We start from the raw sequence: 23679 nt of genomic DNA, 5'->3' as shown, positions 1-23679 counted from the left end.
AAATGCTCCATCCGGTAATCATGGCCGGGGGCAGCGGCTCACGCTTGTGGCCTCTTTCCCGCCAATTGAACCCAAAGCAGTTCATTTCTCTGACTGACGATGCACTCTCAATGCTGCAGCAGACCGTTCGGCGGCTTTCCCCGCTGGCGGTTGCTCAGCCCCTGTTGATCTGCAACGAGCAGCATCGCTTTCTCGCAGCGGAGCAGCTGCGTCAGCTCGGCTTGAACGAAGCGAAGATCATTTTGGAGCCCGTGGGACGCAACACCGCGCCGGCCATTGCGCTGGCCGCACTCAAGCTGCGTGCTGTAGGTGACGATCCGTTAATGCTGGTTCTGGCTGCTGACCATCTGATTCGCGACACGTCGGCCTTTCACCGCAGTATCGAACAGGCGCAAGGCTTGGCAGAACAAGGCAAGCTGGTGACCTTTGGCATCGTGCCGACTCATGCGGAAACCGGCTACGGCTACATTCAGCAAGGCACTGCTCTATCCGACACCAGCTTTACGGTCAGCCGGTTTGTCGAAAAGCCGGATGCGGCTACTGCTGCAGGCTACCTGGCAGCAGGTGACTACCTGTGGAACAGCGGCATGTTCCTGTTCCGCGCCAGCCGCTATCTCGAGGAGCTCGCTTCGCACCGCCCTGATATTCTCCGCGCATGCGAACAGGCCATGGCGCAGGCGAGCGATGACCTGCATTTCACCCGCGTGGATGCGGAAGCTTTCGCCGCCTGCCCGGACGATTCGATCGATTACGCGGTGATGGAGAAGACAGCCGACGCGGCTGTGGTCAGCCTGGACGCAGGCTGGAGCGATATCGGCTCCTGGTCTGCTTTGTGGGAAGTGACTGACAAGGATGCAGCAGGTAACGCGGCGACTGGCGATGTGATGCTGCATGCCACGCGCGATACCTTCGTGCGAGCCGAGCATCGTCTGGTTGCAACCGTCGGCGTGCAGGATCTGGTCATCGTCGAAACCAAGGACGCGGTACTGGTCGCGCACAAGGATCACACGCAGGACGTGAAACGCATCGTCGAGCAGATCAAGCAGGACGGGCGTCACGAGCACATGAACCATCGGGAGGTGTACCGCCCCTGGGGCGTGTATGACTCCATCGATAATGGCGATCGGTATCAGGTCAAGCGCATTACGGTGAAACCGGGTGCCAAGCTGTCGGTGCAAATGCACCACCACCGCGCTGAACACTGGATTGTCGTCAGCGGCACCGCGAAGGTCACCAATGGTGACACGACCTATCTCGTCGCAGAGAACCAGTCTACTTACATCCCCATCGGCCAGGTCCACGCTTTGGAGAACCCCGGCGTGATCGACCTGGAGCTGATCGAAGTGCAGTCCGGGTCGTACCTCGGCGAGGACGATATCGTCCGCTTCGAAGACCGCTACGGTCGTGCGTAAACCTGCCAGCTATTTGTCGAAAGGAATGACATGAAAGTTACCGTTTTTGGGATTGGCTACGTGGGTCTGGTGCAGGCTGCTGTTTTGGCCGATGCGGGCCATCAGGTCTGCTGCGTGGATGTGGACCCGGACAAGATCGCCAACCTTGAGCAGGGCATCATCCCGATCTTCGAACCGGGGCTGACTGACCTGGTGAAGAAGAACCACCAATCTGGCCGCCTGCTGTTCACGACTGACGCGGCCGTAGGCGTCGCCTTCGGCGAGATACAGTTCATCGCCGTGGGTACGCCACCCGATGAAGACGGCAGCGCGGACCTGAAGTACGTGCTGGCCGTGGCCGAGACCATCGCCTGTTATATGGATTCGCCAAAGATCGTGGTGAACAAGTCGACCGTGCCGGTCGGCACCGCTGACCGGGTCAGTGCGCGCATGACCGAAGTGCTGGCGGAGCGGAAGCTCGATATTGCCTTTCAGGTCGCTTCCAACCCCGAATTTCTCAAGGAAGGGTCAGCCGTCGCCGATTGTGTACGCCCTGACCGGATCGTCATCGGCACTGACAGCGAACACGTCGAAGCGCAGCTGCGCGAGCTGTATGAGCCGTTCAACCGCAACCATGAAAAAGTCATCGTCATGGATGTGCGCAGTGCCGAGTTGACCAAGTACGCGGCCAACTGCCTGCTGGCAACCAAGATCTCGTTCATGAACGAGATGGCCAACCTGGCCGAGCGGCTGGGGGCAGACATCGAGGCCGTGCGTCACGGCATCGGGTCGGACCCGCGCATTGGCTATCACTTTATCTATGCCGGTTGTGGATACGGCGGGTCGTGCTTTCCAAAGGATGTGCAAGCTCTGGAGCGCACAGCTCGCCAGGTGGGTTACGAGGCACAATTGCTGACCGCTGTCGAAGCGGTAAATGAACGGCAGAAGTCCCGACTGTTCGACCAGATCAGCCATTACTTCAATGGCGATGTGTCAGGCAAGACGTTCGCCGTCTGGGGCCTGTCGTTCAAGCCGAATACCGACGACATGCGCGCTGCCTCGAGCCGCGTACTGATGGAGCTGCTTTGGCAGAACGGAGCAGCGGTGCAGGCGTTCGACCCCGAGGCCATGGAAGAAACCCAGCGCATTTACGGGCACCGCAGTGACCTGCGCTTGATGGGCACCAAGGAAGCGGCGCTGGCCGGCGCTGATGCCCTGGTGGTCGTTACCGAATGGCGTGATTTCAAGGCCCCGGATTTCGCGTATATTCGCGCCGCGCTGAGCACGCCGGTGATTTTTGACGGCCGCAACCTGTATGACCCGCAGCGCATGCAGGATCAGGGTTTCGACTACTACGGCATTGGCCGTGGCAAGTCTGTGAGACCGGAAGTCTGAGTCAACAATCGCTTAACCTCTGTCATTGCTCCTGAGACACCATGCCTAGATATCAACGAGGGATTCTCCACTCGAGGGAGCCCCTGCTATCCCTGCTGCACCGTGTGCTCGATCTGGCGTTCATCGCCGCAGCGTTCTTTGCCACGCTGTACTGGAACGACACGCCGCTGCGACAGGAGTACCTGCTGTGCGTGACCGGCAGCCTGTTCCTGTTCTACCTGATCAGCGACTTCAGCCAGTTGTATGGCTCCTGGCGCGGCGAGCACAGCTTGCTTGAGCTACGCAAGGTCGCCAGCAACTGGGCGGCGACCTTCGCTGCGGTATTCGCAGTGGATTATTTCCTGTTGCCCTCGCGCACCCTGCCCAACACCGATGGGGTGCTCTGGTTCACGCTGGCTCTTGTGGGGCTGGCATCGCATCGGGTGGTACTGCGGCTGGTCGTGCGGCGCATGCGTAGCCGTGGATTCAACACCCGCTCGGTAGCCATTGCCGGCGCCGGGCCGTTGGGCCAGCGCCTGGCCAATACCATCATGAAGGCGCCCTGGATGGGGTTGGACCTGCTGGGCTTTTATGACGACATGTCCGTCGAACCGGTCTCCCTCGGCGGGACCAGCGTTCGCCTGCCAATCAACGGCAATATGGCCAACCTGATTGCGGAGGCGCGTGAAGGCCGAATCGACAAGGTTTACATCACTTTGCCGATGCGCGCAGAGGAGAAGATCAAGTGGCTGGTGGATGCGCTGAGCGATACCACCGCGTCGGTCTATCTGATCCCGGACGTGTTCGTGTTCGATCTGCTGCATGCGCGCAGTGAAAGTATCAACGGGTTGCCGAGCATCAGCATCTTCGATACGCCGATGGACGGCGCGAGCCGCGTCATCAAACGCATGGAAGATGTGGTGCTGTCGTCACTGATTCTGGCCTTGATCGCCCTGCCCATGCTGCTGATCGGCCTGGGCGTGAAGCTCACCTCCCCCGGCCCGGCCCTGTTCCGCCAGCAGCGTTACGGCATCGACGGCAAGCCGATATCGGTCTGGAAGTTTCGCAGCATGCGCGTGATGGAAGATGGCGATGACGTAGTGCAGGCTACCCGCGGCGATGCGCGCATCACCCGGCTTGGTGCCTTTTTGCGGCGCACGTCGCTGGATGAACTGCCGCAATTCGTAAACGTTCTGCTGGGCGATATGTCTATCGTTGGGCCACGGCCGCATGCGGTGGCGCACAATGAGGAATACCGCAAGCTGATCAACGGCTATATGCTGCGGCACAAGGTCAAGCCAGGCATTACCGGCTGGGCGCAGGTCAACGGCTGGCGCGGCGAGACCGATACACTGGACAAGATGGCCAAGCGCATCGAGTGCGATCTGGACTACATTCGCCACTGGTCGCTGTGGCTGGATCTGAAAATCGTGTTCATGACGGTGTTCAAGGGGTTCGTCAACCCGAACGCCTACTGAGCAGTCCGGCGCTGGGCACACTGATACAAGGGGCTACATGAGCAAATCGATACTGGTCACCGGCGGCGCTGGTTACATAGGCACGCACACCTGCATCAAGCTGCTCGAGGCGGGTTACCAGGTAGTGGTGATCGACAACCTGAGCAATAGCTCCCCGGAGGCATTGCGCCGGGTGGAGCGGCTGACCGGCAAGTCGGTGACCTTCGTCAAGGGGGACATCAACGATGGGCCGCTGCTGGACAGATTGTTCGACCAGCATGCCATCGAGGCGGTGATTCACTTCGCCGGGCTCAAGGCGGTGGGTGAATCCGTCAGCCAGCCAATGCGCTATTACCACAACAACGTCAGCGGTACCGTGGTGCTGTGCCAGGCCATGCACCGCGCCGGCGTGAAGAACATGGTATTCAGCTCGTCTGCCACCGTGTATGGCGACCCGGCCAGCGTGCCGATACGTGAGGACTTCCCTACCTCGGCGACCAACCCGTACGGGCGCTCGAAGCTGATGATCGAGGAAATGCTGGGTGATCTGTATGTGGCCGATGGCGAGTGGAACATTGCGCTGCTGCGTTACTTCAACCCGGTGGGGGCGCATGAAAGCGGCTTGATCGGTGAGGACCCGTCCGACATCCCGAACAACCTGATGCCCTATGTGGCGCAGGTGGCTGTGGGCCGGCGTGAGCAGTTGAGTGTGTTCGGCAGCGATTATCCGACCCACGACGGCACCGGGGTGCGCGATTACATCCATGTGGTGGATCTGGCCGCCGGGCACGTGAAGGCGCTGGAATGGCTGGAGCGCAAGCCGGGCATTCGCGCGTTCAACCTGGGCACCGGCGTGGGGTATTCGGTACTGGATATGGTCAAGGCGTTCGAGAAGGCCTCCGGCAAGCCGGTGGCCTACAAGCTGGTGGACCGTCGGCCCGGGGATGTGGCGCTGTGTTATGCGGATGCGTCATTGGCCGAGCAGGAGTTGGGTTGGCGTGCAGAGCTGGGGGTTGAGGCGATGTGCGCCGATGCCTGGCGTTGGCAGTCGCAAAATCCGAAGGGGTATTCGGAATAGATTGTCGCGGGGGAGGTATTAACCTCCCACGGGTGTTGCCCGCCCAGTCCTGCCCCTGGCGTAAGGGTTGACGTCGCGGATTCTTCTTCGCGGTCATGCCCGCTCCTACGGCTAGGGGGGGGCGTGGGTTTGGTAGGAGCGTCCCCCTGGGCGCGATAGCAGGCTCGACAATCCCTTCGCGGCGAGGGCGCCGCTCCTACCGATCGGGTTCGCGTCAGCGATGGGTGCGGCGCGACACTATTTTCTTGAAGTAGTTCCCACAATGTTGTAACCGCGTATAATCGCTCACAATCTGTACTCATAAGGAACCGGGTAATGAAACAGCAATTCCTCGCTTTGATCGCAAGCGGTTTGATCCTCTCTTCCAGTTTTGCCTATGCCGCTGAAGAAGCAGCTGCCACCGAAGGTTCGGCTGGTGCCAGCAGCTCCTCCGCAGGCGCGTCTGCTGGCGGTACTGGCGCAGCAGCGGGTACAGGTACTGGCGTTGCAGCAGGCGCTACCGCCGGCGCAATCGGTGGTATCAGTGTTGGCGCAGTGGCGCTGGGCGCGGCAGTAGCCGGCGCGGCAGCGGCTGCAGCGGGCGGCGGTGGCGGCAGCGGATCGGGTGGCACTACCGGTACCACTGGCACCACAGGTACCACCGGCACCACCAACTGATAGCTGAACCAGGCCATTCGCACTCCGTGCGGGTGGCTTTTTTCTGCAGTACCTCTTCTCGATCGTCACGATTGCCTCACGAATAAAGATTCCTGCCATGATCCGTTTCCCGTTAGTCGCGCTGGGCGCGTCCCTGTTGTTGCTCCAGGCCTGTGCGTTTGCGCCTGGCATGCATATGCACAAGAAGAGCCTGATCGATCGCGACGCGGCAGAGAACAGCATGGTGGAGATCGTGCAGATCACCCCCAAGGTGATCGCACAGGAGCAGGCGGTGAACACCCGCATGCACATTCCGCAGGCGCTGCTGGATTACCAGCCGGAGAATTACCGCATCGGCGCCAACGATGCGCTGTTCATCACCGTATGGGACCACCCCGAGCTGACCGTGCCGGGGGGCCAGCAGCAACCGGCTGAAGCCAACTCGCGCGTGGTACGCGCGGACGGCACGCTGTACTACCCCTTCCTCGGCGCCGTACAGGTCGAAGGGCTGACACTGGAACAACTGCGTGAACAGATTACCCAGAAACTGGCACGGGTAATCGAGCAGCCGCAGGTCGACGTCAACGTGATCGGCTTCAATAGTCAGAAGATCATCGTCAGCGGTGCCTTCGCCAACCGCGGTTTTCTGCCGGTGACGGCCGAGCCGCTGACCCTGGTGCAGGCGGTGGGCATGGCCGGCATCGAAAAGGGCCGCGCTGACCTGTCCAACCTGACGCTGATCCGTGAAGGCGTGACGTATTCGCTCGATTACGACCGACTGACCGACCGCCCCAGCAACATCGGCGAGATCTATCTGCGCGCCGGCGACAAACTGCATCTGGCGCTGAATGATTCGCGCAAGATCTTTGTGATGGGTGAAGTCCGCACGCCCCGCCCGCTGCCCTACAGCACCAGCCGCATGAGCCTGAGCGAAGTGCTCGCCACGGTCGGCGGACCGCTGCAGGAAACGGCCAGTGGCCGCGAGGTGTATGTGATTCGCGGCGTCGAGAATCTCGAAACGCAGAAGGCGACCGTGTTCCAGCTCAACGCCAGCTCGCCGACCGCGTTCATTCTGGCCGATCAGTTCGAGATGCAGCCGCAGGATGTGGTGTTCGTCGGCCCGGCCGAGATTACTCGCTGGAACCGCTTCATCAGCCAGCTGTTCCCCTCGGCCAATATCTTCCGCACCACGCTGACCATCGACGAAGACCTGCGCGATCGCAGTTCGAACTGAGGATGGCGTAGGTGACACTCTTGTTGCGCGCAGCAATTTGCTGCGCCGCTTGCCTCTGGTTGACCGGCTGCGCGCCGTTTAGCTCGGCGTCTTACCAGACGCTGCGGATTGCCGTGCTCGGCCCGCAGTCGCAGGTCACCACCGAGTACGTCAACCAGCTCGACCGCCCTGCCCTCATCGTTCGCCTGGGGCAGTCTGAAGCGCTGCTGACGCTTGCCTCGCGCGCCCAAGCCGTTGCCGAGTGGCATGGTGTGGAGCAACATCTGGTGACGCGCAACGGCAAGCTGGTGCATACCGCCGGGCTGCCGCTCGAGGCGGATGTGATCGTGGCGCTGGCGGCAGATGATCCGTTCGCCGGAGACCTGCGCACTATTGCGGACGGCGCGACCATTACCCGGCTGGTCGACTATCCGGCGCGCTATCTCACCGGCGTGCCGCAGCATGCGCGTTACACCCTCGGCCCGCGCGAAGCGATGAACATCATGGGCCGGAGCGTCGAGCTGCAACGCCTTGATGAAGCCGTCAGCATGCCTGCGCTGGGCTTCAAGGCGAACAACCGCTACTGGTTCGACCCGGCTGACGGCCGCGTGCTGGTCAGCGCGCAGCAGATCGCCCCGGGCCTGCCCGAGCTGGTTCTGACCGAAGCCGTACCAGCGGGGATAACCCGATGATGCGCTTGCTGCAAAGGATGCTGTGTGCGCGGCGCGCGTATCGCGGTGTCGGTGGCTCGGGCTCAGCGTTCGCGCCCAGGTGCGCTCCTACAGGGGCGGCAGCTGACCTGCGTAGCATGTGGGAGCGGCGTCCCCGCCGCGATGGGTTGACGCAGTCTATCCAGCCCGCCGGTCGCCGCGCGTCGCGCCTCCCACACGCTTGGGCGTGGATGCTGATCCAGCCACTTCAGTGTTCGTGGGGGCCGATGTGCTCGTGGGGGCCGATGCGTTCGTGGGGGCCGATGTGTTCGTGGGTGCCGATGTGTTCGTGGGAGCGGCGTCCCCGCCGCGATGAAGGCCACTCCAAAGCTCTGACGCTTGCCATCCTGCTCATCTGCGCCTTGCTGACCTCAACGTCCAGTGCTGCCGAACCGCTCAACGTCACGGTCGAGGGCCTTGTCCTGCAGCCTGGCACCTATTCCCTACCCGAAGGCGCACGCCTGAGCGATGCATCGGTTGCCGCCCAGGTGCGTGCCGATGCCTGGTTCCTCGGCGCTGCCCTGCTCCGCCGCGCCGCCATTCAGCCGCAGCAGAAGCTCAAGGCCGGCCTGCTGTTCGATCTGCAGAGCAGTCGCGTGCACTGGCAGGCCGAGGAGCAAGCCGCTGGCGTTGAGCTGGCGGGTCGGTTGCTGACGGCGGTCGAAGCCATGCCGGTCACGGGCCGCGTTCGCGCTCAGCTCGATCCTCTGCAGCAGCTGGCGTTGAGCCGCAATGGGCTGTTGCAGGATGGCGACCGTATTGCGTATCCACCGCGTGCCGAACGGGTTCGTGTCACCGGCGCGGTGAAGGCCGATTGCTTGCTGGCATTCGATCCGTCGCTTCAGCCGGTGGATTACCTTGATCAATGCCCTCGTCATGCGCTGGCCGATCCGAGCTATGTGCACGTAGTTCAGCCGGACGGACGCACCCAGCGGCGCGGTGTGGCGCTGTGGAACCGCGAGCCGGGGAATGTGGCGGTGGGGGCGGTGTTGTATGTGCCGGTGGATCCGAAGCATCTGGCTGCGGACGCGCAGGGTCTGAATGATGATTTTGTGGCGCTGTTGGCTACGCAGGTGGCTGAGGCCGGGGCGGCTGGTAAAGGCCTTGTGAGCGAGTCCGCTATCGCGGCGGGGGCGCCGCTCCTACCGGGGGTGAAGCAGGGTTTGGGGGCGTCGGTTGGCACCTATCGCGGCCGGAACCCCGCTGCCACGGGTTCGGCTGCCACGGAGGTCGCTTTCACTGACTCCATTGGCGTAGCAGCAGACAGTACCGTGGGAGGCGCGACTCGCGGCGACATGACCCCGCAAGGCGAGCAGTCGGTCGGGGAGTATGCCGGTGGATAATCGCGCACCCTTCCGGCTGCTGGTACTGGGGCCGGCACTGCTGGCCGCGCTGGGCTATTCGCCGGCCAGCATTGCCGACCGCTACCGTACCACCCAGCATGACTTCGGCGGCGTGGGCCTGCTGCAGACGCCGACCGCGCGCATGGCGCCGGAGGGCGAGTTCAGCTTCAACGCCAACCGCACCTCGCCCTACAGCCGCTACAGCGTATCCGTGCAGCCGCTGCCGTGGCTGGAAGGCACCATCCGTTACATGGCGATCACCAACCGCCTGTACGGCCCGAATATCGCTGGCGACCAGAGCTACAAGGACAAGGCCGTCGACGTGAAGGCTCGCGTCTGGGAAGAGAGCTACTGGCTGCCGGATGTCGCCATCGGCATGCGCGACATCGGCGGTACCGGCCTGTTCTCCAGCGAGTACGTGGTGGCCAACAAGCGCTTTCTCGATTTCGATGTGAGCCTCGGCCTGGCCTGGGGTTACATCGGCAATCGCGGTGACTTTCGCAACCCATTCTCGGTGCTGGGCTCGAACTTCAACGAGCGCCCCGGCCGTACGGCTGAGCAGGTCGGCGACTTCAACCAGGACAACTACTACCGCGGCCGGCCGGGTGTGTTTGGTGGTGTGGAATACCAGACGCCCTGGGATCGGCTGCGCCTGAAGCTGGAGCTGGACGGCAACGATTACCGGAACGAGCCGCAGAACAACGACCAGCAGCAAGACTCGCCCTTCAACCTCGGCGCGGTGTTCTCCGTGACGCGTGGCATGGATGTGCATGCAGCCTGGGAGCGCGGCAACACAGCCATGCTCGGCGTGACCTTCCACACCAATCTCAAGACCGGTGCCAGTACACCGAAGGTTCTCGACCCGGCACCGGAAGCACGCGAGCCGCCCACAGGCGTCACGGGCCAGGCCGTGGACTGGGAGGCGGTCAGCCAGCGCCTGCAGCGTAATGCCGGGCTGGATGTACAGGAGATTGCCGAGCGTGACGGTGAGCTGATCATCACGGCCGAGCAGACCACCTACCGCAGCACAGCGAAGGGCCTCGGGCGCGCCAGCCGCGTGCTGGATAACGCTACCAGCGCGGGCACCTATGACTGGTATACGCTGCGCCATACTGCGCGAGGCGTGACGATCAGCGAGACCAGCCTGCGTGCCGAACGCCTGCGCGACCTGGACGCCAACCGCATCGAGCCCGATGTGATGCGCCGCGCAGTGGTCTCGGCTCAGCCGAGTGTGGTCGATACCGACGTGCTGTATGCGCAGCCGCTCGACCGGTTCGATGTGGGCCTGTCGCTGGGTTACAACCAGAACGTCGGTGGCCCGGACGGGTTCATCCTGTACCAGTTTCTGGCACGCGCTGACGCTGAATATCGCTTCGCACGCAATAGCTGGGTGCACGGCAGTGTCGCGGCGAACCTGATCAACAACTTCGACAAGTTCCGCTACGACGCGCCAAGCCGCCTGCCGCGTGTGCGCACCAACCTGCGCCAGTTCCTGACCACCTCGGATGTGGTCATCGAGAATCTGCAGTTCACCCAGGTCGAGGAGCTGACGCGCGACTGGTACGGGATGGTCTACGGCGGATTGCTCGAAGGCATGTTCGGCGGGGTGGGCGGCGAAGTGCTCCTGCGCCAGCATGGTGAAACCTGGGCTGTCGGAGCTGACCTGAACTGGGTCCGCCAGCGCGGCTTTGCCCAGGATTTCAGCTTCCGCGATTACTCGGTGGTGACCGGGCATGTGACGGGCTATCTGCAGACCGGGTACCACAATGTATTGGCCAAGGGCAGCGTGGGACGCTATCTGGCGGGTGATCTGGGCGCCACGCTGGACCTCTCGCGTCGCTTCGACAACGGCGTCACCGTGGGCGCCTGGGTAACCAGAACCGATGTGCCGGCCGAGCAGTTTGGTGAGGGCAGTTTCGACAAGGGCGTGTATTTCACCCTGCCCTTCGACGCCTTCTTTGCGCGATCGACCCGCAGTCGCGGCACCATTGTGTGGAATCCGCTGACGCGTGATGGCGGCGCGCGACTGGCTCGATACTACGGGTTGTATGAGCTGACCAGCGATCGGGATAGGGAAGTTTTCGAGTCCGGATTTGACCAGCTGGTCAAGTAGACTCGCCGGAGCTCAACGCTCAAATTGATATCAAAATGATTCTATAATGGAATATAGTGTGCGTGGCCGAGGTGCCTTCGTACGAGCAGTCTACAAGGATGTAAGCACACTATCATGATCGCCTTTCTTATCGCCCTGTCGTTTCTGATCCTCTGCGCCGAGTCCTATGCCAAGACCCGCCGAATACTCGACGCCCGGCCGATGCCGGACACCTGCCTGAGTACGGCTTACACGCTGTTGGGCGGTTATGCTGCACCGCTATGCGCGCTGGCGCTGCTGGGGTGGGGCTTTTACATTTTTCAGTGGTGGTTTCCGCTGGTTGCGCTGATAGGTTGTTCGGCTGCCGTTGCTTTGCTCTTTGGCCGTTTCATGGAAAGCTTCGCTGCCGGCCTGGTGTTGATCTCGTTTCCGCTGGGTGCGGTAAGCGGCATTTACTGCCTGGTGGCCTGAACGGCTGCGCGCGGCATTGCGCTCGGGATATTTGCGGCGGAAGCGAGGTCTTACCGTTGCCGGTCGCTTGATCAAGATTGCAGCGGCCGAGTGAGACCAGTTTATTTTGCAGACGGCTAGCGCCGCAGCACGGAGCATGCATGTGGCGTAGCATCAGCCGACACCGCAATACCTTTCAGACTCTCTTCGTGGCCCTGGTGCTGCTGGGCATGTTCCTCGGCATGCGCCCAACGCCTCCCTTCGGCAAGATCCAATGGCTGATGACCAGTTTTCACCTGGGCGGCCTGTTCTTCTGCACCCTGCTTAGCTATCTCGCCTTCCCGCGCTGGCCCTGGTGGTTGCGCTTCGGGATGATGTGCGGCGTTGGCCTGGCGGTGGAGTTCGTGCAGTATTTTCACCCGACCCGCTCTGCGGATCTGGTGGATGTGTTCGCCAATACCGTTGGCGTGGTGCTGGGGTTGGCGGTGATTGCCCTGTGGCAGAAGCGGAATCGCTGGGGCGGGTTTGCTGTGGAGTCGCGGGAGGTTTAGGTTTGAACTGCGTGGCGTAGGCTAGCCCGCTTTCGCGCCCAGATGCGCTCCTACGCAGATTCCCGGGTAGGAGCGGCGCCCTCGCCGCGATGAAGGTGGCTCCGGCTCCGCTTCGCGCCCAGGGGGACGCTCCTACAAAAATCTCCACGCTGTAGGAGCGGGCATGACCGCGAAGGGGTTTGGGCTGCGGCGCTTTCCGATTGCATGCTTTCGCGCCCAGGTGCGCTCGTACGCAGATTCCCGGGTAGGAGCGGCGCCCTCGCCGCGATGAAGGTGGCTCCGGCACCGCTTCGCGCCCAGGCGGACGCTCCCACAACAATCTTTGCGCTGTAGGAGCGGGCATGACCGCGAAGGGGTTTGGGTTTAGAGGCATAACCCCAGCCCACTCGCCAATTCATCGATTCACGCTGGAGCAACTATGTGGTTCACCATCATGCGGCTGTGGGTTCGCTACCGGCTCGCCTTCCAGATTCTGTTCATTGCGGTCGTCGCGTTCGGCATGTTCCTCGGCATGCGCCCCACCCCGCCTCCCACCGCCTTCAGCTGGATGGCGACGAGTTATCACCTCGTCGGGCTATTGGGCTGCACCGTGCTCAGCTACCTGGCCTACCCGCGTTGGAAATGGTGGGTTCGCTTCGTGCTGATGTTCGCCGTGGGCATTTCGGTGGAATGGGTGCAGTCGTACCATCCGACGCGCAGTGCCGACATCCATGATGTGTACGCCAATACGATCGGCGTGTCCTGTGGTCTGGCATTGATCTGGGCGTGGGAGCGTTTTGGCAAATGGCAGCCCGGGCGACGGGGAAGCGTACTATCGCGGCGGGGACGCCGCTCCCACGAAGCGGGATGATGCCGAGCCAGGTAGCAACCCCATCCCCCGGTAGGAGCGGCGCCCTCGCCGCGATGGGGGTTAGGCTGTGGCTCTTCCCGATACTCCGCTTTCGCGCCCAGGTGCGCTCCTACAGTCGATGCTAACCAAACCCGTGGGAGCGGCGCCCTCGCCGCGATAGGATTGGGCTTTGGATACTCCGCTTTCGCGCCCAGGTGCGCTCCTACATTCGAATCGAACCGAACCCGTAGGAGCGGGCATGACCGCAGAGGGGGTTGGGCTGTAGCGCTTCCCGATAACTCGCTTTCGCGCCCAGGTGCGCTCCTACATTCGAAACGAACCGAACCCGTAGGAGCGGGCATGACCGCGAAGGGGTTGGGCTGTGGCGCTTTCCGATAGCCCGCTTTCGCGCCCAGGTGCGCTCCTACATTCGGAACGAACCGAACCCGGAGGAGCGGGCATGACCGCGAAGGGGTTGGGCTGTAGCGCCTCCCGATAATTCGCTTTCGCGGCGGGGGCGCCGCTCCTACGAAGGGCGCGCGCCCGTTGCGTGGTATGTGATCACCAAACCTGTGGGAGCGGCGTCCTCGCCGCGATGGGTTATTGCGGCTTACGCTTGGGGGGCGCAAAACCGTCGGAGCTGGTGGTCACATCACCCTTGGGCACCGCCGGCTTGCGCTTGGCGGCTGGCTTGCCGGTCTTTGGCTTCTTCGGCTTGCTGCCCTTCTTGTCATCCTTTTTCTTTTTCGCGCCGGCCGGCTTGCCGGACGCCTTCACCTTCTTCGGACCCTTGAAGCTACCGGGGACTTCCTTGAGGATCCGGCGCTCGAAGTTTCGCCGCAGATAGCGCTCGATGCTGGACATCAGATTCCACTCGTGCGGCGCCACCAGCGAAATCGCCACGCCCTCCGCGCCTGCCCGGCCCGTCCGCCCTACCCTGTGCAGATAATCATCGCCACTGCGGGGCATGTCGAAGTTGATCACCAGATCCAGCTCGCTGATATCCAGCCCCCGCGCGGCCACATCAGTCGCGACCAGGACACCTGACTGGCCCTGTTTGAAGCGATCAATCGCGGCCTTGCGGTCCTTCTGATCCTTCTCCCCGTGGAGCACGTACACCCGGAACTCTTCTCCAGCGCGCAGCACACCGTTCAGCCTGTCAGCCATAACGCGCGTGTTGGTGAAGACGATAGCCTTCTTGCCCTGAATCTCGTTGGCCAGCAGCCATTTGAGCTGGGCTTCCTTGTGTGCATCATGGTCCGCCGGAATAACCTGCTGCCGAATCGCTGGCGTGTCGTCGCGCACGCTATCAAGCTCGAGCCGCATCGGCTCGCGCAGCACCTGCTCGGTCACACGGCGCAGACCTGCGTTGCCGGTGGTAGCGGAAAACAGCATGGTCTGCCGCTCGCTGCGGCAGGCTTCGGCGATCTTCAGGACGTCCTCGCTGAAGCCCATGTCCAGCATGCGGTCGGCTTCGTCGATCACCAGCGTCTGAATCTGTGTAAGGTCGATGTTCACACCTGCGGCGAGATGCTCGAGGGTGCGCCCGGGTGTGGCGATCAGCACGTCCGGGTTCTTGCGCATCTTCGCCGCCTGGACCTTGAAGTCCTCGCCGCCGATGATCAACTCAGCCTTCAGGAAGGTGAATTTGGCGAGGCTCTGCACATCCTGCAGGATCTGTCGGGCCAGCTCACGGGTGGGCGAGAGGATCAGCGCACGCGGACCGGTTGGCTTGCTCTCGTCATTCAACAGGCGATGCAGAATCGGCAGCACGTAGGCAGCGGTCTTGCCGCTGCCTGTCTGCGCGATCACATAGAGATCCGCCCCTTCGATTGCCGGCGGGATAGTTTGCTCCTGCACCGGAGTGGGTGTGTCGAACGTCAGTTCGGTCAGGGCTTTGAGCAGGCGTTCGTGCAGGTGCAGGTCGGTAAACAAGGGCGGGATCTCTTTTCGGATTCGGTGCTGCGTGAATGCGCGCAGTTTAGCATTTCCGGGTCCAACTCGTGTCATCAGGTTGACAGGCAGGTGGAACGCGCTGGTTACTTGATGGATGGCTCGGCTCGATGGTGGCGTGGCTGATCGCTCGCTGTCGCCGCGGGTCGCGCCTCCCACCGAAGCAGGTGTGGGGCTGGAGGCTTGAGGCTTGAGGCTTGAGGCTTGAGGCTTGGAGCTTGGGGCTTGGGGCTTGGGGCTTGGGGCTTGGGGCTTGGGGCTTGGGGCTTGGGGCTTGGGGCTTGGAGCTCAGATAAAAAAAGGGGCGCCGAAGCGCCCCTTAAATCCCAAACTAAACGAGCAACACTACTACTTAACGAACACCCGAAGCACGGAGTGCAGCCGGAGTGAACTGGTTGTAGTTCGGCTGGAAGTCGAACTGAGGTGCAGACACTTCTTCGGTATACATACCCAGTGCGATGTAACGGCCTGCGAGCAGGTCATACAGGGTTTCGATCGCGTAACCCGGGATCTTTTCCTTGTAATTGAAGGCAATGTGACCTTCACCTACGCGCCACAGCGTGCCACGACCATCGTAGTGGTCAGCCAGGTTGATCATCCACGAGTCTTCGTCCATGAAGAAGTTACGCTGAGCGTAAATGTGACGTTGACCCTGCTTCACGTTGCCCTGTACTTCCCATACGCGGTGCAGCTCGAAGCGGGTGTGTTCCGGGTTGATGTGGCCAGCCTGCAGCACGTCCGCGTACTTCACGTCACGGTCGGTCATGCGATAGCTGTTGTACGGTACGTAGATTTCCTTCTTGCCAATCAGTTTCCAGTCGTAGCGGTCAGGTGCACCGTTGTACATGGAGAAGTTGTCAGACGTACGCATACCGTCCGAAGCTGTACCCGGGCCGTCGTACGCAACCTGCGGAGCACGACGTACGCGGCGCTGACCAGCGTTGTAAACCCACGCCATGCGAGGCTCTTTCAACTGGTCCAGGGTGTCGTGTACCAGCAGTACGTTACCAGCCAGACGCGAAGGCGCATTCACACGCTGCTTGAAGAACAGCAGGGTGTTGGGAATGGTCGACTCGTCAACATCCGGCATATGCTGCGGATAACCGACTTCTTCTTCCAGCTTGATCAGCGTGTATGAGCCGTTGGTTTGCGGCATGGCTTGCATGTACCAACGCTTGATGTTCACGCGATAGCGAGTGTTGTGGTTCCACACCACTTCCGCACCGGACTTCGGAATCGGGAAGGCGAAGGTGCCGTGCGAAAAGTTCTCGATACCGTCGCCACCGTTAACCAGCTTGGCCTGGCCAGCAGTACGCTTGACCTGGTCATACACGTCCTGCGGGTAGCCCACGGTACGCTGAGTCTCGTAGACGGGCATGCGGAAGGTTTCCGGATAGCGCTCGAACATCGCGATCTGGCCGGGGGTCAGCTTGTCCTTGTACTCCTGGTAGTTCTGGGCAGTGATGGTGAACTGCGGCTGAGCGTCGGCGAACGGGTTGGTCTGGAAGTTATCCTCGACCACCCGGCCAGCGTCCTCACCCAGGCCGCCAGTCCACTCGGGGATGGTGCCATCGGCATTGCCGGCCTTCTCAGCGCCGATCGGCGTGAGTTCATTACCCAGCTTGTTGATCTCATCCTGGGTCAAAGACTGGGCCATAACGCTGGATGCCAGGAGGCTTAACGCCAGACCGCCTGCACCCAGAAGGGTTTTTTGCATACGCATATTATTGTTTCTCCTTATCTGCCAGTCTTAGAAAGTCACACTGAAGCTGAGCGACGCGAAGTCACGGTCAACTGCGGTGTTGTACTTGCCGTCGAAGAAGTCGGTGTAGCTCAGCGACGCGCTGTACTTGTTCGCATAGTCGGCGTTCAGACCCAGGCTGATCGCCTTGGCGTTCTCGGTAAAGTTCGGGCTGTAACCTTCAACGTCATGCGACCAGGTCAGGCTCGGCGACAGGTTGACGCCCATGAACACGTTGGAGTAATCCAGCGCAGCGCGCAGACGGTAGCCGTAAGACCAGTCAGTCATGAAGCCGTCGTCTTCACACCAGCTGGCTGCGTTCGGCGAACGGCCAGCGGCGGGTGCGGTGCCCTGGAAGGACGAGCATTGACCAGCTACGACACCGGGAGGACCTACGTCGCCTGGATTGTACGGGCTTTGTCCGAACAACGAGTCACGACCGTAGCGCATCTCACCGATACCACCGATGTAGTTCACACCGAGCTCACCGACCAGAGACAGACGGCTAGCGCCCAGCACGCGATCAATGAAGTGAATGGCAGTGATTTGGGCCTGATAGAACTCTTCGCGCTCGTAACCCGGAATGTCAGAGCCGATACCAGCCGGCCCAATGGCCAAACCGCGGTGCGTGTTGTCTTGACCCGTCGCAGCGTTAACCAGAGCCAAACGGCTTTGATCACCGGTATTAATCTGCAAAGGCATATTCGGACGATAGCTCAGCTCACCACCGACCGACGTGCCGGCAATGCTGGTCTGGAAGCTAACACCGTACAACCGAATGTCTTCAGGATATTCGAAGAAATAGCCTGCAGGACCGTTGACACCGTTCAGACCCGGTATCGGGTTGCCCACGCCCGGTGGCAGACCGGCAACACTGGAGTAAATCGGAGTACGGCTATGATAGTTCATCGCGTACAAGCCGAACTCAGTATCATTCAACGCAGGAACGAACCAACGGAATGCAACGCCGTATTGCCCACTGTCAGATGCTTCCTGATCTTTCTTTGCGCGCACGATGTACGTGCCAGCAGGCTGTTCGCCCATCGGGAAATCCTGGCCCGCTACGACCAGACGATCGTTACAACCGGTGGCAAGTGTGTCAGAACCGAAGAAGGTACCGCAGTTATCCAGCACAGTTTCCTGGAACTTGAGCTGATAAAACGCTTCCATGCTCAGGTTTTCAGTCAGGCCCTGGGAGAAATACAGCATCTCGACCGGGAGCAGGCCTTCCTTGATCTCCGCACCCGGGCGGCGGAATGCAGCGACGTCGATCGGGTTGATGGAGTTGATCGAGTTACCGATGAAGGTACTTTCACCCCAGCTCACCACCTGGCGGCCCAGGCGAACGTTGCCCGGGTTATTGCCGATGAAATAGTTGTGGTAAACGAACGCATCGAGCAGCTCGACGCCGGAGCCTTTTACCAGCGGATCGCGACCGGAGTCGTCGATATCATAGAAGCGCTGGCTGCCATCCTTGGTTTCGAAGTCGTACCAGTACTTACCGCGGATGAAGGCGCCGGAGTCGCCGTAATTGAGCTCGAGATCATGTACGCCGCGGAAGATCTTGGAGAACACGTCGCCTGCATCGTAGTTCAAACGACCATCGTCTGAGGTACGAGCAGCCGCTTCGCCGTTCATGAACTCGCCGTCACGAACGGTCTGAGTATGGATGAAACGCTTGTCCGCGCTCTGGGTGGACATACTGGCACCGATGGACAGCTGAGAGTCTAACTGCCCGCGGACTTCGCCAAGATTGAAGGTGACTGCGGCGGCTGAGCCAGAGAAGCTGGCCAGACCAATTGCCAGAGGCAATGCGGCGAGCGACCAAGCATGCATTTTTTTTGTCATTGTGCTGCTCCGTTAGAATGAATCACGAGTGCCAGGCCTTCGGGATGGCTCTGGCATCGGTGATTAGTCTGTCACGGCTTTACAAAAGCATTTGTCCGATTCGGACGAATCTCTTGTCTCACATGGACATTCAACGAATGAATGACAGCAATTGCCCGGCGGAATAATCTGTTGCATTTGTTTACCTAATATAGCAATTTAGAGCCTCGGACGACGATCGGGCACACGATCGCGTATCAATAAGAACAAGAAAATTGACGAGAGGCGAGAATGAATCAGATTCTCCATCCGCTGCCCTGTGAACGGTTGCAGGAACGGGCATTCTGGGCTCAGGGCATCGCCCGGACCATGGAACAGTACGGCAAATCGCTGCGTGATCTGCCAGCAGACCTGCGCCAACACTGCGTACCTACAGATCAAAGCCTCGCACAGATTACCCAGACCGACATGAATCGCCTGTGGCATGCCGCTGCCCGCTTGACCGAGGACGAGTGCTTCGGGCTTCGCATGGGGCAGACCTATTGCTCGAACACACTCAAGGTTCTTGGTCTTGCGGCAGTGTCCAGCGAGACGGTTGGCGACGCGGTGAAGCGTGTGCTGCGCTACATCTCGGTGTTCAGCACACAGGTCCAGCTGTACTCCGTTGAAGACGACCAGTATTTCACTATCTATTTCGAGCCGCGTGGCACGCCGCACCCGCTACATATCGAAGCGGTGGTGGCCCAGTGCGCGAAAATCTGGGCTTCGCTGGAGAACGGCCACACACCGCTGGTGCTGGAGACGCGCCTTGCAGGCGAGCATGAAGGGACGCGCGCCTACTGCGAATCAGTGTTGAGCGGCAAGGTACGACTGGGCGCGAAGCGCGTTGCCGTGCGCATGAGTCGCGCGATGCTGCGCAACCCGCTTCCCTCTGCCGATGCATTCCTGCGCAAGCGGCTGGATGCGTCACTGGAAGACATGCTGGGCGATCTGCCGAACGTGAACTTTGCCGAGCAGGTGAAACAGCGGATCCGTCTGCTGGTTGCCCAGCGCGAGGTGTCCGAAGAAATGGTGGCAACGCCGTTCAACATGAGCCCGCGCCACCTGCGCCGCAAGCTCAGCGAAACGCAGACCACCTATGAAAAGCTGCTGGATGAAGTGCGTATGGAACTGGCCATGCGGCTGATCCGTGAGGGCAAGCTCAACCTTGGCCGTATCGCATTCGAGCTGGGCTTTCTGGACCCCAGCAGCTTTACCCGAGCGTTCCGTCGCTGGACTGGCATGAGTCCTACCGCGTTCAAGGACCAGTCGCAGAGCAAGCTGGGGGCGGCAGCGGTTTAAGGCTTCTCCCTGCACTGATCAGCACCACTCCAGGCGGCCGACCGGCCGCCATCGCGGCGGGGACGCCTCTCCCACCGACAATCCTGTTTGCCTTCAAGTCGTAGCGCACAGCCGCCGCGGGTCGCGCCTCCCACAGGCGCTCTAAAGCCAAAAGCAGAACAAAAAAAGGGGCCCGAAGGCCCCTTTTCTGTCACACCCAAACGGTACCGATCAACGAACGCCCGAGGCGCGCAGAGCGGCCGGGGTGAACTCGTTGTACGAAGGGTTGGTGCCATACTGCGGCGCCGACGATTCTTCGTTATACATACCCAGCGCGATATAACGACCGGCAACCAGGTCATACAGCGTTTCCGCCGCGTAGCCAGGCAGCTGCTCATGGTAGGCGTGGGCGATGTGACCCTCGCCAACGCGCCACAGGGTGCCGCGACCGTCGTAATGATCAGCCAGGTTGATCAGCCAGGAATCCTCGTCCACGAAGAAATTACGCTGCGCGTAAATGTGGCGCTGCCCGTCCTTCACGTTGCCCTGCACTTCCCACACGCGGTGCAACTCGAACCGGGTGTGTTCCGGGTTGATGTGGCCGGCCTTCAGGATATCGTCGTACTTCAGCTTCGGATCAACCAGCTTGTAGCTGTTGTACGGAACGTAGATTTCCTTCTTGCCCACCAGCTTCCACTCGTACCGGTCAGGTGCGCCGTTGTACATGGAGAAGTTGTCGGAAGTACGCATGCCGTCCGAAGCAGTACCCGGGCCGTCATACGCCACCTGGGGAGCGCGGCGTACGCGACGCTGGCCAGCGTTGTAGACCCACGCCATGCGCGGCTCCTTCAGCTGATCCAGGGTGTCGTGTACCAGCAGTACGTTACCTGCCAGGCGCGACGGCGCGTTTACCCGCTGCTTGAAATACAGCAGTGTGTTGGACGCCTTCTCCAGGTCCACGTCGTTCATGTACTGCGGGTAGGCCGCTTCTTCCTCGAACTTGATCAGGGTGTAGGAGCCATTGGTCTGCGGCATCGCCTGAACGTAGGAACGCTTGATGTTCTTGCGATAGCGCGTCATGTGGTTCCACACCACTTCTGCGCCCGACTTGGGGATCGGGAAGGCAAACGAGCCGTGGCTGAAGTTTTCGATACCGTCACCGCCGTTGACCAGCTTCGCTTCGCCAGCGGTCTTCTTGACCTGGTCGTACACTTCCTGCGGGAAGGAAACGGTGCGCTTGGTCTCGTAAACCGGCATCGTGAAGCTGTCAGGATACCGTTCGAACATGGCGACCTGGCCCGGGGTCAGGTGCTCCTTGTGCTCCTGGTAGTTCTGCGCCGTGATGGTGAACTGCGGCTGCTCGGCCTTGACCGGATTCTCACGGAAGTTGCGCTCCAGCTCGGCACCGGCTTCCGGGCTCAGACCGCCGGTCCATTCCGGAATGGTGCCGGCAGCGTTGCCCGACTTTTCCGCACCGATCGGCGTCAGCTCGTTACCGAGCTTGTTGATTTCATCCTGCGACAGGCTTTGCGCCATCACGCTGGTGGCGAGGATGCTGAGGGCCAGGCCGCCTGCACCGATAAGAGTTGTTGCTATACGCATATTATTTTTCTCCTGATAGCCGGTCTTGTTAGAAAGTCACGCTTAGGCTGAGCGCGGCGAAGTCGCGGTCAACAGCGGTGTTGTACTTACCGTCGAAGAAATCGGTGTAGCTGATCGAGGCGTTGTACTTGTTGCCGTAATCGGCATTGAGCGCGACGCTGATCGACTTGGCATCTTCAGTGAAGTTCGGGCTGTAACCCTCGATGTCATGCGACCAGGCGAGGCTGGGGCTCAGGTTGATACCGGCAAACACGTTGGCGTAATCCAGGGCGGCACGGATACGATAGCCGTAGGACCAGTCGGTGAAATAACCATCGTTTTCACACCAGCTGGCCGCGTTGGGCGAGCGATCAGCCACAGCGGTGCCCTGGTTGGATGAGCACGTGCCATTCTCGAAGGGGCTTTGGCCGAAGAGCGAGTCACGACCGAACTTGGTGGTGCCATTCTTATCGCTCAGACCGCTGATGTAGTTGGCACCCGCTTCCCCGACCAGCGACAGACGGCTTGCTCCGAGCACGCGGTCAATGAAGTGAACGGCCGTCACCTGGGCCTGCCAGAATTCCTTGCGCTCGTAGCCTTTGATGTATGTGCCTGGAGTGGAGCCAGCATAGTCACGGTGCGTATTATCCTGCCCCAGATTCAGCGCAGTACGACTCATGTCGCCAGTATTGATCTGCAGCGGCATGTTGGGGCGGTAGCTGATCTCACCACCGACGGAAGCCGGGCCGACCATGGTCTGGAAACTCATGCCGTAGAGGCGAATATCTTCAGGAAATTCGAAGAAGTAACCAGCGGGGCCGGTGCTGCCGTCATAACCCTCGATGGTGCCGGCCTGCGCCGCAGCAAGGAGACCTGGAATAGCGGCCTGAAGTTGCGCTGCTGTGACGCCAGGAGGCAGTGGCGCCTCACCTCGCAGAATCCTGCCATAGGCTTGCGCAGTCTGGCCGGGCAATAACTGATTACCTGCCACGTTCGAGTAGATCGGCGTGCGGCTGTGGTAATTCATCGCATAGAAGCCGAACTCGGAGTCATTCAGCTCAGGCACGAACCAGCGAAATGCTACACCGAACTGACCATCGTCCTCTGCGTGCTCATCCTTGCGCTCACGCACGATGTAGCTACCAGTAGGGGTGGCGCCCTGCGGGAAGTCAGAGCCGGTAACGACCAGGCGATCAGTGCAACCACGCGCCAGCGTATCGGAACCGAAGAAGGTGCCGCAGTTGTCCAGCACGGTCTCGCGCCACTTGAGCTGGTAGAAGGCTTCCATGCTCAGGTTCTCGGTCAGACCCTGGGACAGGTAGAGCATCTCGACTGGCAGCAGTGCTTCTTTCAGCTCTGCGCCCGGGCGGCGGATGGCTGCCACGTCAATCGGGTTGATCGAGTTGATCGAGTTGCCGATAAAGGTGCTTTCGCCCCAGCTGACAACCTGCTTACCTAGGCGGACGTTGCCCGGATTGTTGCCGATGAAATAGTTGTGGTACACAAACGCGTCGAGCAGTTGGACGCCCGAGCCTTTCTGCAGCGGATGACGGCCATCTTCCTGAATGTCATAAAAGCGCTGGCTGCCGTCCTTGGTTTCGAAGTCGTACCAGTAGTTGCCGCGGAAGAATGCGCCGGAATCGCCGTAGCGCAGTTCGAGGTCGTGGACACCCTTGAAAATCTTGGAGAAATAATCACCGGCTTCGTAGTTCAGACGACCATCGTCCGAAGTACGTGCCGCGGCTTCGCCACCGCTGAGCGTGTGAATGAAACGCTTGTCCGCGCTCTGGGTAGACATGCTCGCGCCGATGGACAGCTGCGAGTCGAACTGCGCCTCCACGGGCCCGAGGTTGAAATTCACTGCGTGCGCCGATCCGGCAAAGCTGGCCAGGCCGATCGCCAATGGCAAGGCCGCAACCGGCCAAGCATGCATTTTTTTTGTCATTGTGCTGCTCCGTTTGGGGTGACATCTACCTGCGCGTCTAAAGACACGTTCAGGGCAGAAGCAGTCTGTCACGAGCCCAAGCGGGAAAACCTGCCCCAGGCGGCCAACATTCTTGGCCCGCACGGCCATTCATACAATGAATCGCGATAATAAGCAGCCTTATTAAGAGCGATAAGCACGCAACCGCG

At 60.9% G+C, this 23679-nt stretch carries 18 protein-coding genes; 13 read left to right on the top strand and 5 right to left on the bottom strand.

What is annotated here, in order from left to right:
• Window positions 1-2: 2 nt before the first annotated feature.
• The 12 genes from KEM63_RS05635 to KEM63_RS05580 all read left to right on the top strand — a co-directional run bounded on the left by KEM63_RS05635 (window position 3) and on the right by KEM63_RS05580 (window position 13145).
• Window positions 3-1412 carry a mannose-1-phosphate guanylyltransferase/mannose-6-phosphate isomerase gene (locus tag KEM63_RS05635; protein ID WP_223655220.1) on the top strand — a complete coding sequence of 470 codons (1410 nt, stop codon included), beginning with the start codon at window positions 3-5 and terminating at the stop codon, window positions 1410-1412.
• 30 nt (window positions 1413-1442) lie between these two features.
• Window positions 1443-2786, top strand: coding sequence for a UDP-glucose dehydrogenase family protein (locus tag KEM63_RS05630; protein WP_223655219.1), 1344 nt, complete (start codon window positions 1443-1445; stop codon window positions 2784-2786).
• 41 nt (window positions 2787-2827) lie between these two features.
• Window positions 2828-4243: an undecaprenyl-phosphate glucose phosphotransferase gene (locus KEM63_RS05625; RefSeq protein WP_223655218.1), complete on the top strand. Its 1416-nt coding sequence runs from the start codon at window positions 2828-2830 to the stop codon at window positions 4241-4243.
• 37 nt (window positions 4244-4280) lie between these two features.
• Window positions 4281-5300 carry a UDP-glucose 4-epimerase GalE gene (gene galE, locus KEM63_RS05620; RefSeq protein ID WP_223655217.1) on the top strand — a complete coding sequence of 340 codons (1020 nt, stop codon included), beginning with the start codon at window positions 4281-4283 and terminating at the stop codon, window positions 5298-5300.
• Window positions 5301-5615: 315 nt separating this feature from the next.
• Window positions 5616-5957 carry a hypothetical protein gene (locus KEM63_RS05615; RefSeq protein ID WP_223655216.1) on the top strand — a complete coding sequence of 114 codons (342 nt, stop codon included), beginning with the start codon at window positions 5616-5618 and terminating at the stop codon, window positions 5955-5957.
• A gap of 97 nt (window positions 5958-6054) precedes the next feature.
• Window positions 6055-7170 (top strand): polysaccharide biosynthesis/export family protein, encoded by a 1116-nt coding sequence (locus tag KEM63_RS05610; RefSeq protein ID WP_223655215.1) that lies wholly within the window; start codon window positions 6055-6057, stop codon window positions 7168-7170.
• Between the two features lie 11 nt (window positions 7171-7181).
• A complete protein-coding gene (locus tag KEM63_RS05605; RefSeq protein ID WP_223655214.1) occupies window positions 7182-7841 on the top strand; it encodes a YjbF family lipoprotein in 660 nt (219 codons plus the stop codon).
• 263 nt (window positions 7842-8104) lie between these two features.
• Window positions 8105-9202 (top strand): capsule biosynthesis GfcC family protein, encoded by a 1098-nt coding sequence (locus KEM63_RS05600; protein WP_223655213.1) that lies wholly within the window; start codon window positions 8105-8107, stop codon window positions 9200-9202.
• Window positions 9203-9227: 25 nt separating this feature from the next.
• Window positions 9228-11315 (top strand): YjbH domain-containing protein, encoded by a 2088-nt coding sequence (locus KEM63_RS05595; protein ID WP_223655825.1) that lies wholly within the window; start codon window positions 9228-9230, stop codon window positions 11313-11315.
• A gap of 114 nt (window positions 11316-11429) precedes the next feature.
• Window positions 11430-11765 carry a hypothetical protein gene (locus KEM63_RS05590; RefSeq protein WP_223655212.1) on the top strand — a complete coding sequence of 112 codons (336 nt, stop codon included), beginning with the start codon at window positions 11430-11432 and terminating at the stop codon, window positions 11763-11765.
• Window positions 11766-11905: 140 nt separating this feature from the next.
• Window positions 11906-12295 carry a VanZ family protein gene (locus KEM63_RS05585; RefSeq protein ID WP_223655211.1) on the top strand — a complete coding sequence of 130 codons (390 nt, stop codon included), beginning with the start codon at window positions 11906-11908 and terminating at the stop codon, window positions 12293-12295.
• Between the two features lie 418 nt (window positions 12296-12713).
• The gene (locus tag KEM63_RS05580; RefSeq protein WP_223655210.1) at window positions 12714-13145 is read left to right on the top strand and encodes a VanZ family protein; all 432 of its coding nucleotides are present in this window, start codon (window positions 12714-12716) and stop codon (window positions 13143-13145) included.
• A 579-nt stretch (window positions 13146-13724) separates the two neighbouring features.
• On the opposite strand, the gene KEM63_RS05575 is transcribed toward KEM63_RS05580, so the two are convergent.
• The 3 genes from KEM63_RS05575 to KEM63_RS05565 all read right to left on the bottom strand — a co-directional run bounded on the left by KEM63_RS05575 (window position 13725) and on the right by KEM63_RS05565 (window position 18666).
• Window positions 13725-15059, bottom strand: coding sequence for a DEAD/DEAH box helicase (locus KEM63_RS05575; RefSeq protein WP_223655209.1), 1335 nt, complete (start codon window positions 15057-15059; stop codon window positions 13725-13727).
• A 370-nt stretch (window positions 15060-15429) separates the two neighbouring features.
• Entirely contained in the window at window positions 15430-16794 is a 1365-nt protein-coding gene (locus KEM63_RS05570) for a DUF1329 domain-containing protein (protein ID WP_223655824.1), read from the bottom strand.
• A gap of 33 nt (window positions 16795-16827) precedes the next feature.
• Entirely contained in the window at window positions 16828-18666 is a 1839-nt protein-coding gene (locus KEM63_RS05565; RefSeq protein WP_223655208.1) for a DUF1302 domain-containing protein, read from the bottom strand.
• Window positions 18667-18936: 270 nt separating this feature from the next.
• Here KEM63_RS05565 and KEM63_RS05560 point away from each other — a divergent pair, with 270 nt between their 5' ends.
• Complete coding sequence (locus KEM63_RS05560) at window positions 18937-19986, top strand: AraC family transcriptional regulator (protein WP_223655207.1); 1050 nt, start codon at window positions 18937-18939, stop codon at window positions 19984-19986.
• A gap of 210 nt (window positions 19987-20196) precedes the next feature.
• Here the strand turns inward: KEM63_RS05560 and KEM63_RS05555 are convergent, their stop codons facing one another.
• Both KEM63_RS05555 and KEM63_RS05550 read right to left on the bottom strand, forming a co-directional pair.
• Window positions 20197-21567, bottom strand: a complete 1371-nt coding sequence (locus KEM63_RS05555; protein WP_223655206.1) for a DUF1329 domain-containing protein — start codon at window positions 21565-21567, stop codon at window positions 20197-20199.
• A gap of 28 nt (window positions 21568-21595) precedes the next feature.
• Window positions 21596-23491: a DUF1302 domain-containing protein gene (locus KEM63_RS05550; RefSeq protein WP_223655205.1), complete on the bottom strand. Its 1896-nt coding sequence runs from the start codon at window positions 23489-23491 to the stop codon at window positions 21596-21598.
• Window positions 23492-23679: the final 188 nt, after the last annotated feature.

Source organism: Halopseudomonas nanhaiensis, from assembly GCF_020025155.1.
GTDB classification, from domain to species: domain Bacteria; phylum Pseudomonadota; class Gammaproteobacteria; order Pseudomonadales; family Pseudomonadaceae; genus Halopseudomonas; species Halopseudomonas nanhaiensis.
This window is presented reverse-complemented; position numbering and strand designations above follow the sequence as displayed.

Excerpts from the sequence above, each read along its gene's own strand:
- KEM63_RS05635 (WP_223655220.1), top strand. The coding sequence starts at position 3 with ATGCTCCATCCGGTAATCATGGCCGGGGGCAGCGGCTCACGCTTGTGG.
- KEM63_RS05630 (WP_223655219.1), top strand. The coding sequence starts at position 1,443 with ATGAAAGTTACCGTTTTTGGGATTGGCTACGTGGGTCTGGTGCAGGCT.
- KEM63_RS05625 (WP_223655218.1), top strand. The coding sequence starts at position 2,828 with ATGCCTAGATATCAACGAGGGATTCTCCACTCGAGGGAGCCCCTGCTA.
- galE (WP_223655217.1), top strand. The coding sequence starts at position 4,281 with ATGAGCAAATCGATACTGGTCACCGGCGGCGCTGGTTACATAGGCACG.
- KEM63_RS05615 (WP_223655216.1), top strand. The coding sequence starts at position 5,616 with ATGAAACAGCAATTCCTCGCTTTGATCGCAAGCGGTTTGATCCTCTCT.
- KEM63_RS05610 (WP_223655215.1), top strand. The coding sequence starts at position 6,055 with ATGATCCGTTTCCCGTTAGTCGCGCTGGGCGCGTCCCTGTTGTTGCTC.
- KEM63_RS05600 (WP_223655213.1), top strand. The coding sequence starts at position 8,105 with ATGCGTTCGTGGGGGCCGATGTGTTCGTGGGTGCCGATGTGTTCGTGG.
- KEM63_RS05590 (WP_223655212.1), top strand. The coding sequence starts at position 11,430 with ATGATCGCCTTTCTTATCGCCCTGTCGTTTCTGATCCTCTGCGCCGAG.
- KEM63_RS05585 (WP_223655211.1), top strand. The coding sequence starts at position 11,906 with ATGTGGCGTAGCATCAGCCGACACCGCAATACCTTTCAGACTCTCTTC.
- KEM63_RS05580 (WP_223655210.1), top strand. The coding sequence starts at position 12,714 with ATGTGGTTCACCATCATGCGGCTGTGGGTTCGCTACCGGCTCGCCTTC.
- KEM63_RS05570 (WP_223655824.1), bottom strand. The coding sequence starts at position 16,794 with ATGCAAAAAACCCTTCTGGGTGCAGGCGGTCTGGCGTTAAGCCTCCTG.
- KEM63_RS05565 (WP_223655208.1), bottom strand. The coding sequence starts at position 18,666 with ATGACAAAAAAAATGCATGCTTGGTCGCTCGCCGCATTGCCTCTGGCA.
- KEM63_RS05560 (WP_223655207.1), top strand. The coding sequence starts at position 18,937 with ATGAATCAGATTCTCCATCCGCTGCCCTGTGAACGGTTGCAGGAACGG.
- KEM63_RS05555 (WP_223655206.1), bottom strand. The coding sequence starts at position 21,567 with ATGCGTATAGCAACAACTCTTATCGGTGCAGGCGGCCTGGCCCTCAGC.
- KEM63_RS05550 (WP_223655205.1), bottom strand. The coding sequence starts at position 23,491 with ATGACAAAAAAAATGCATGCTTGGCCGGTTGCGGCCTTGCCATTGGCG.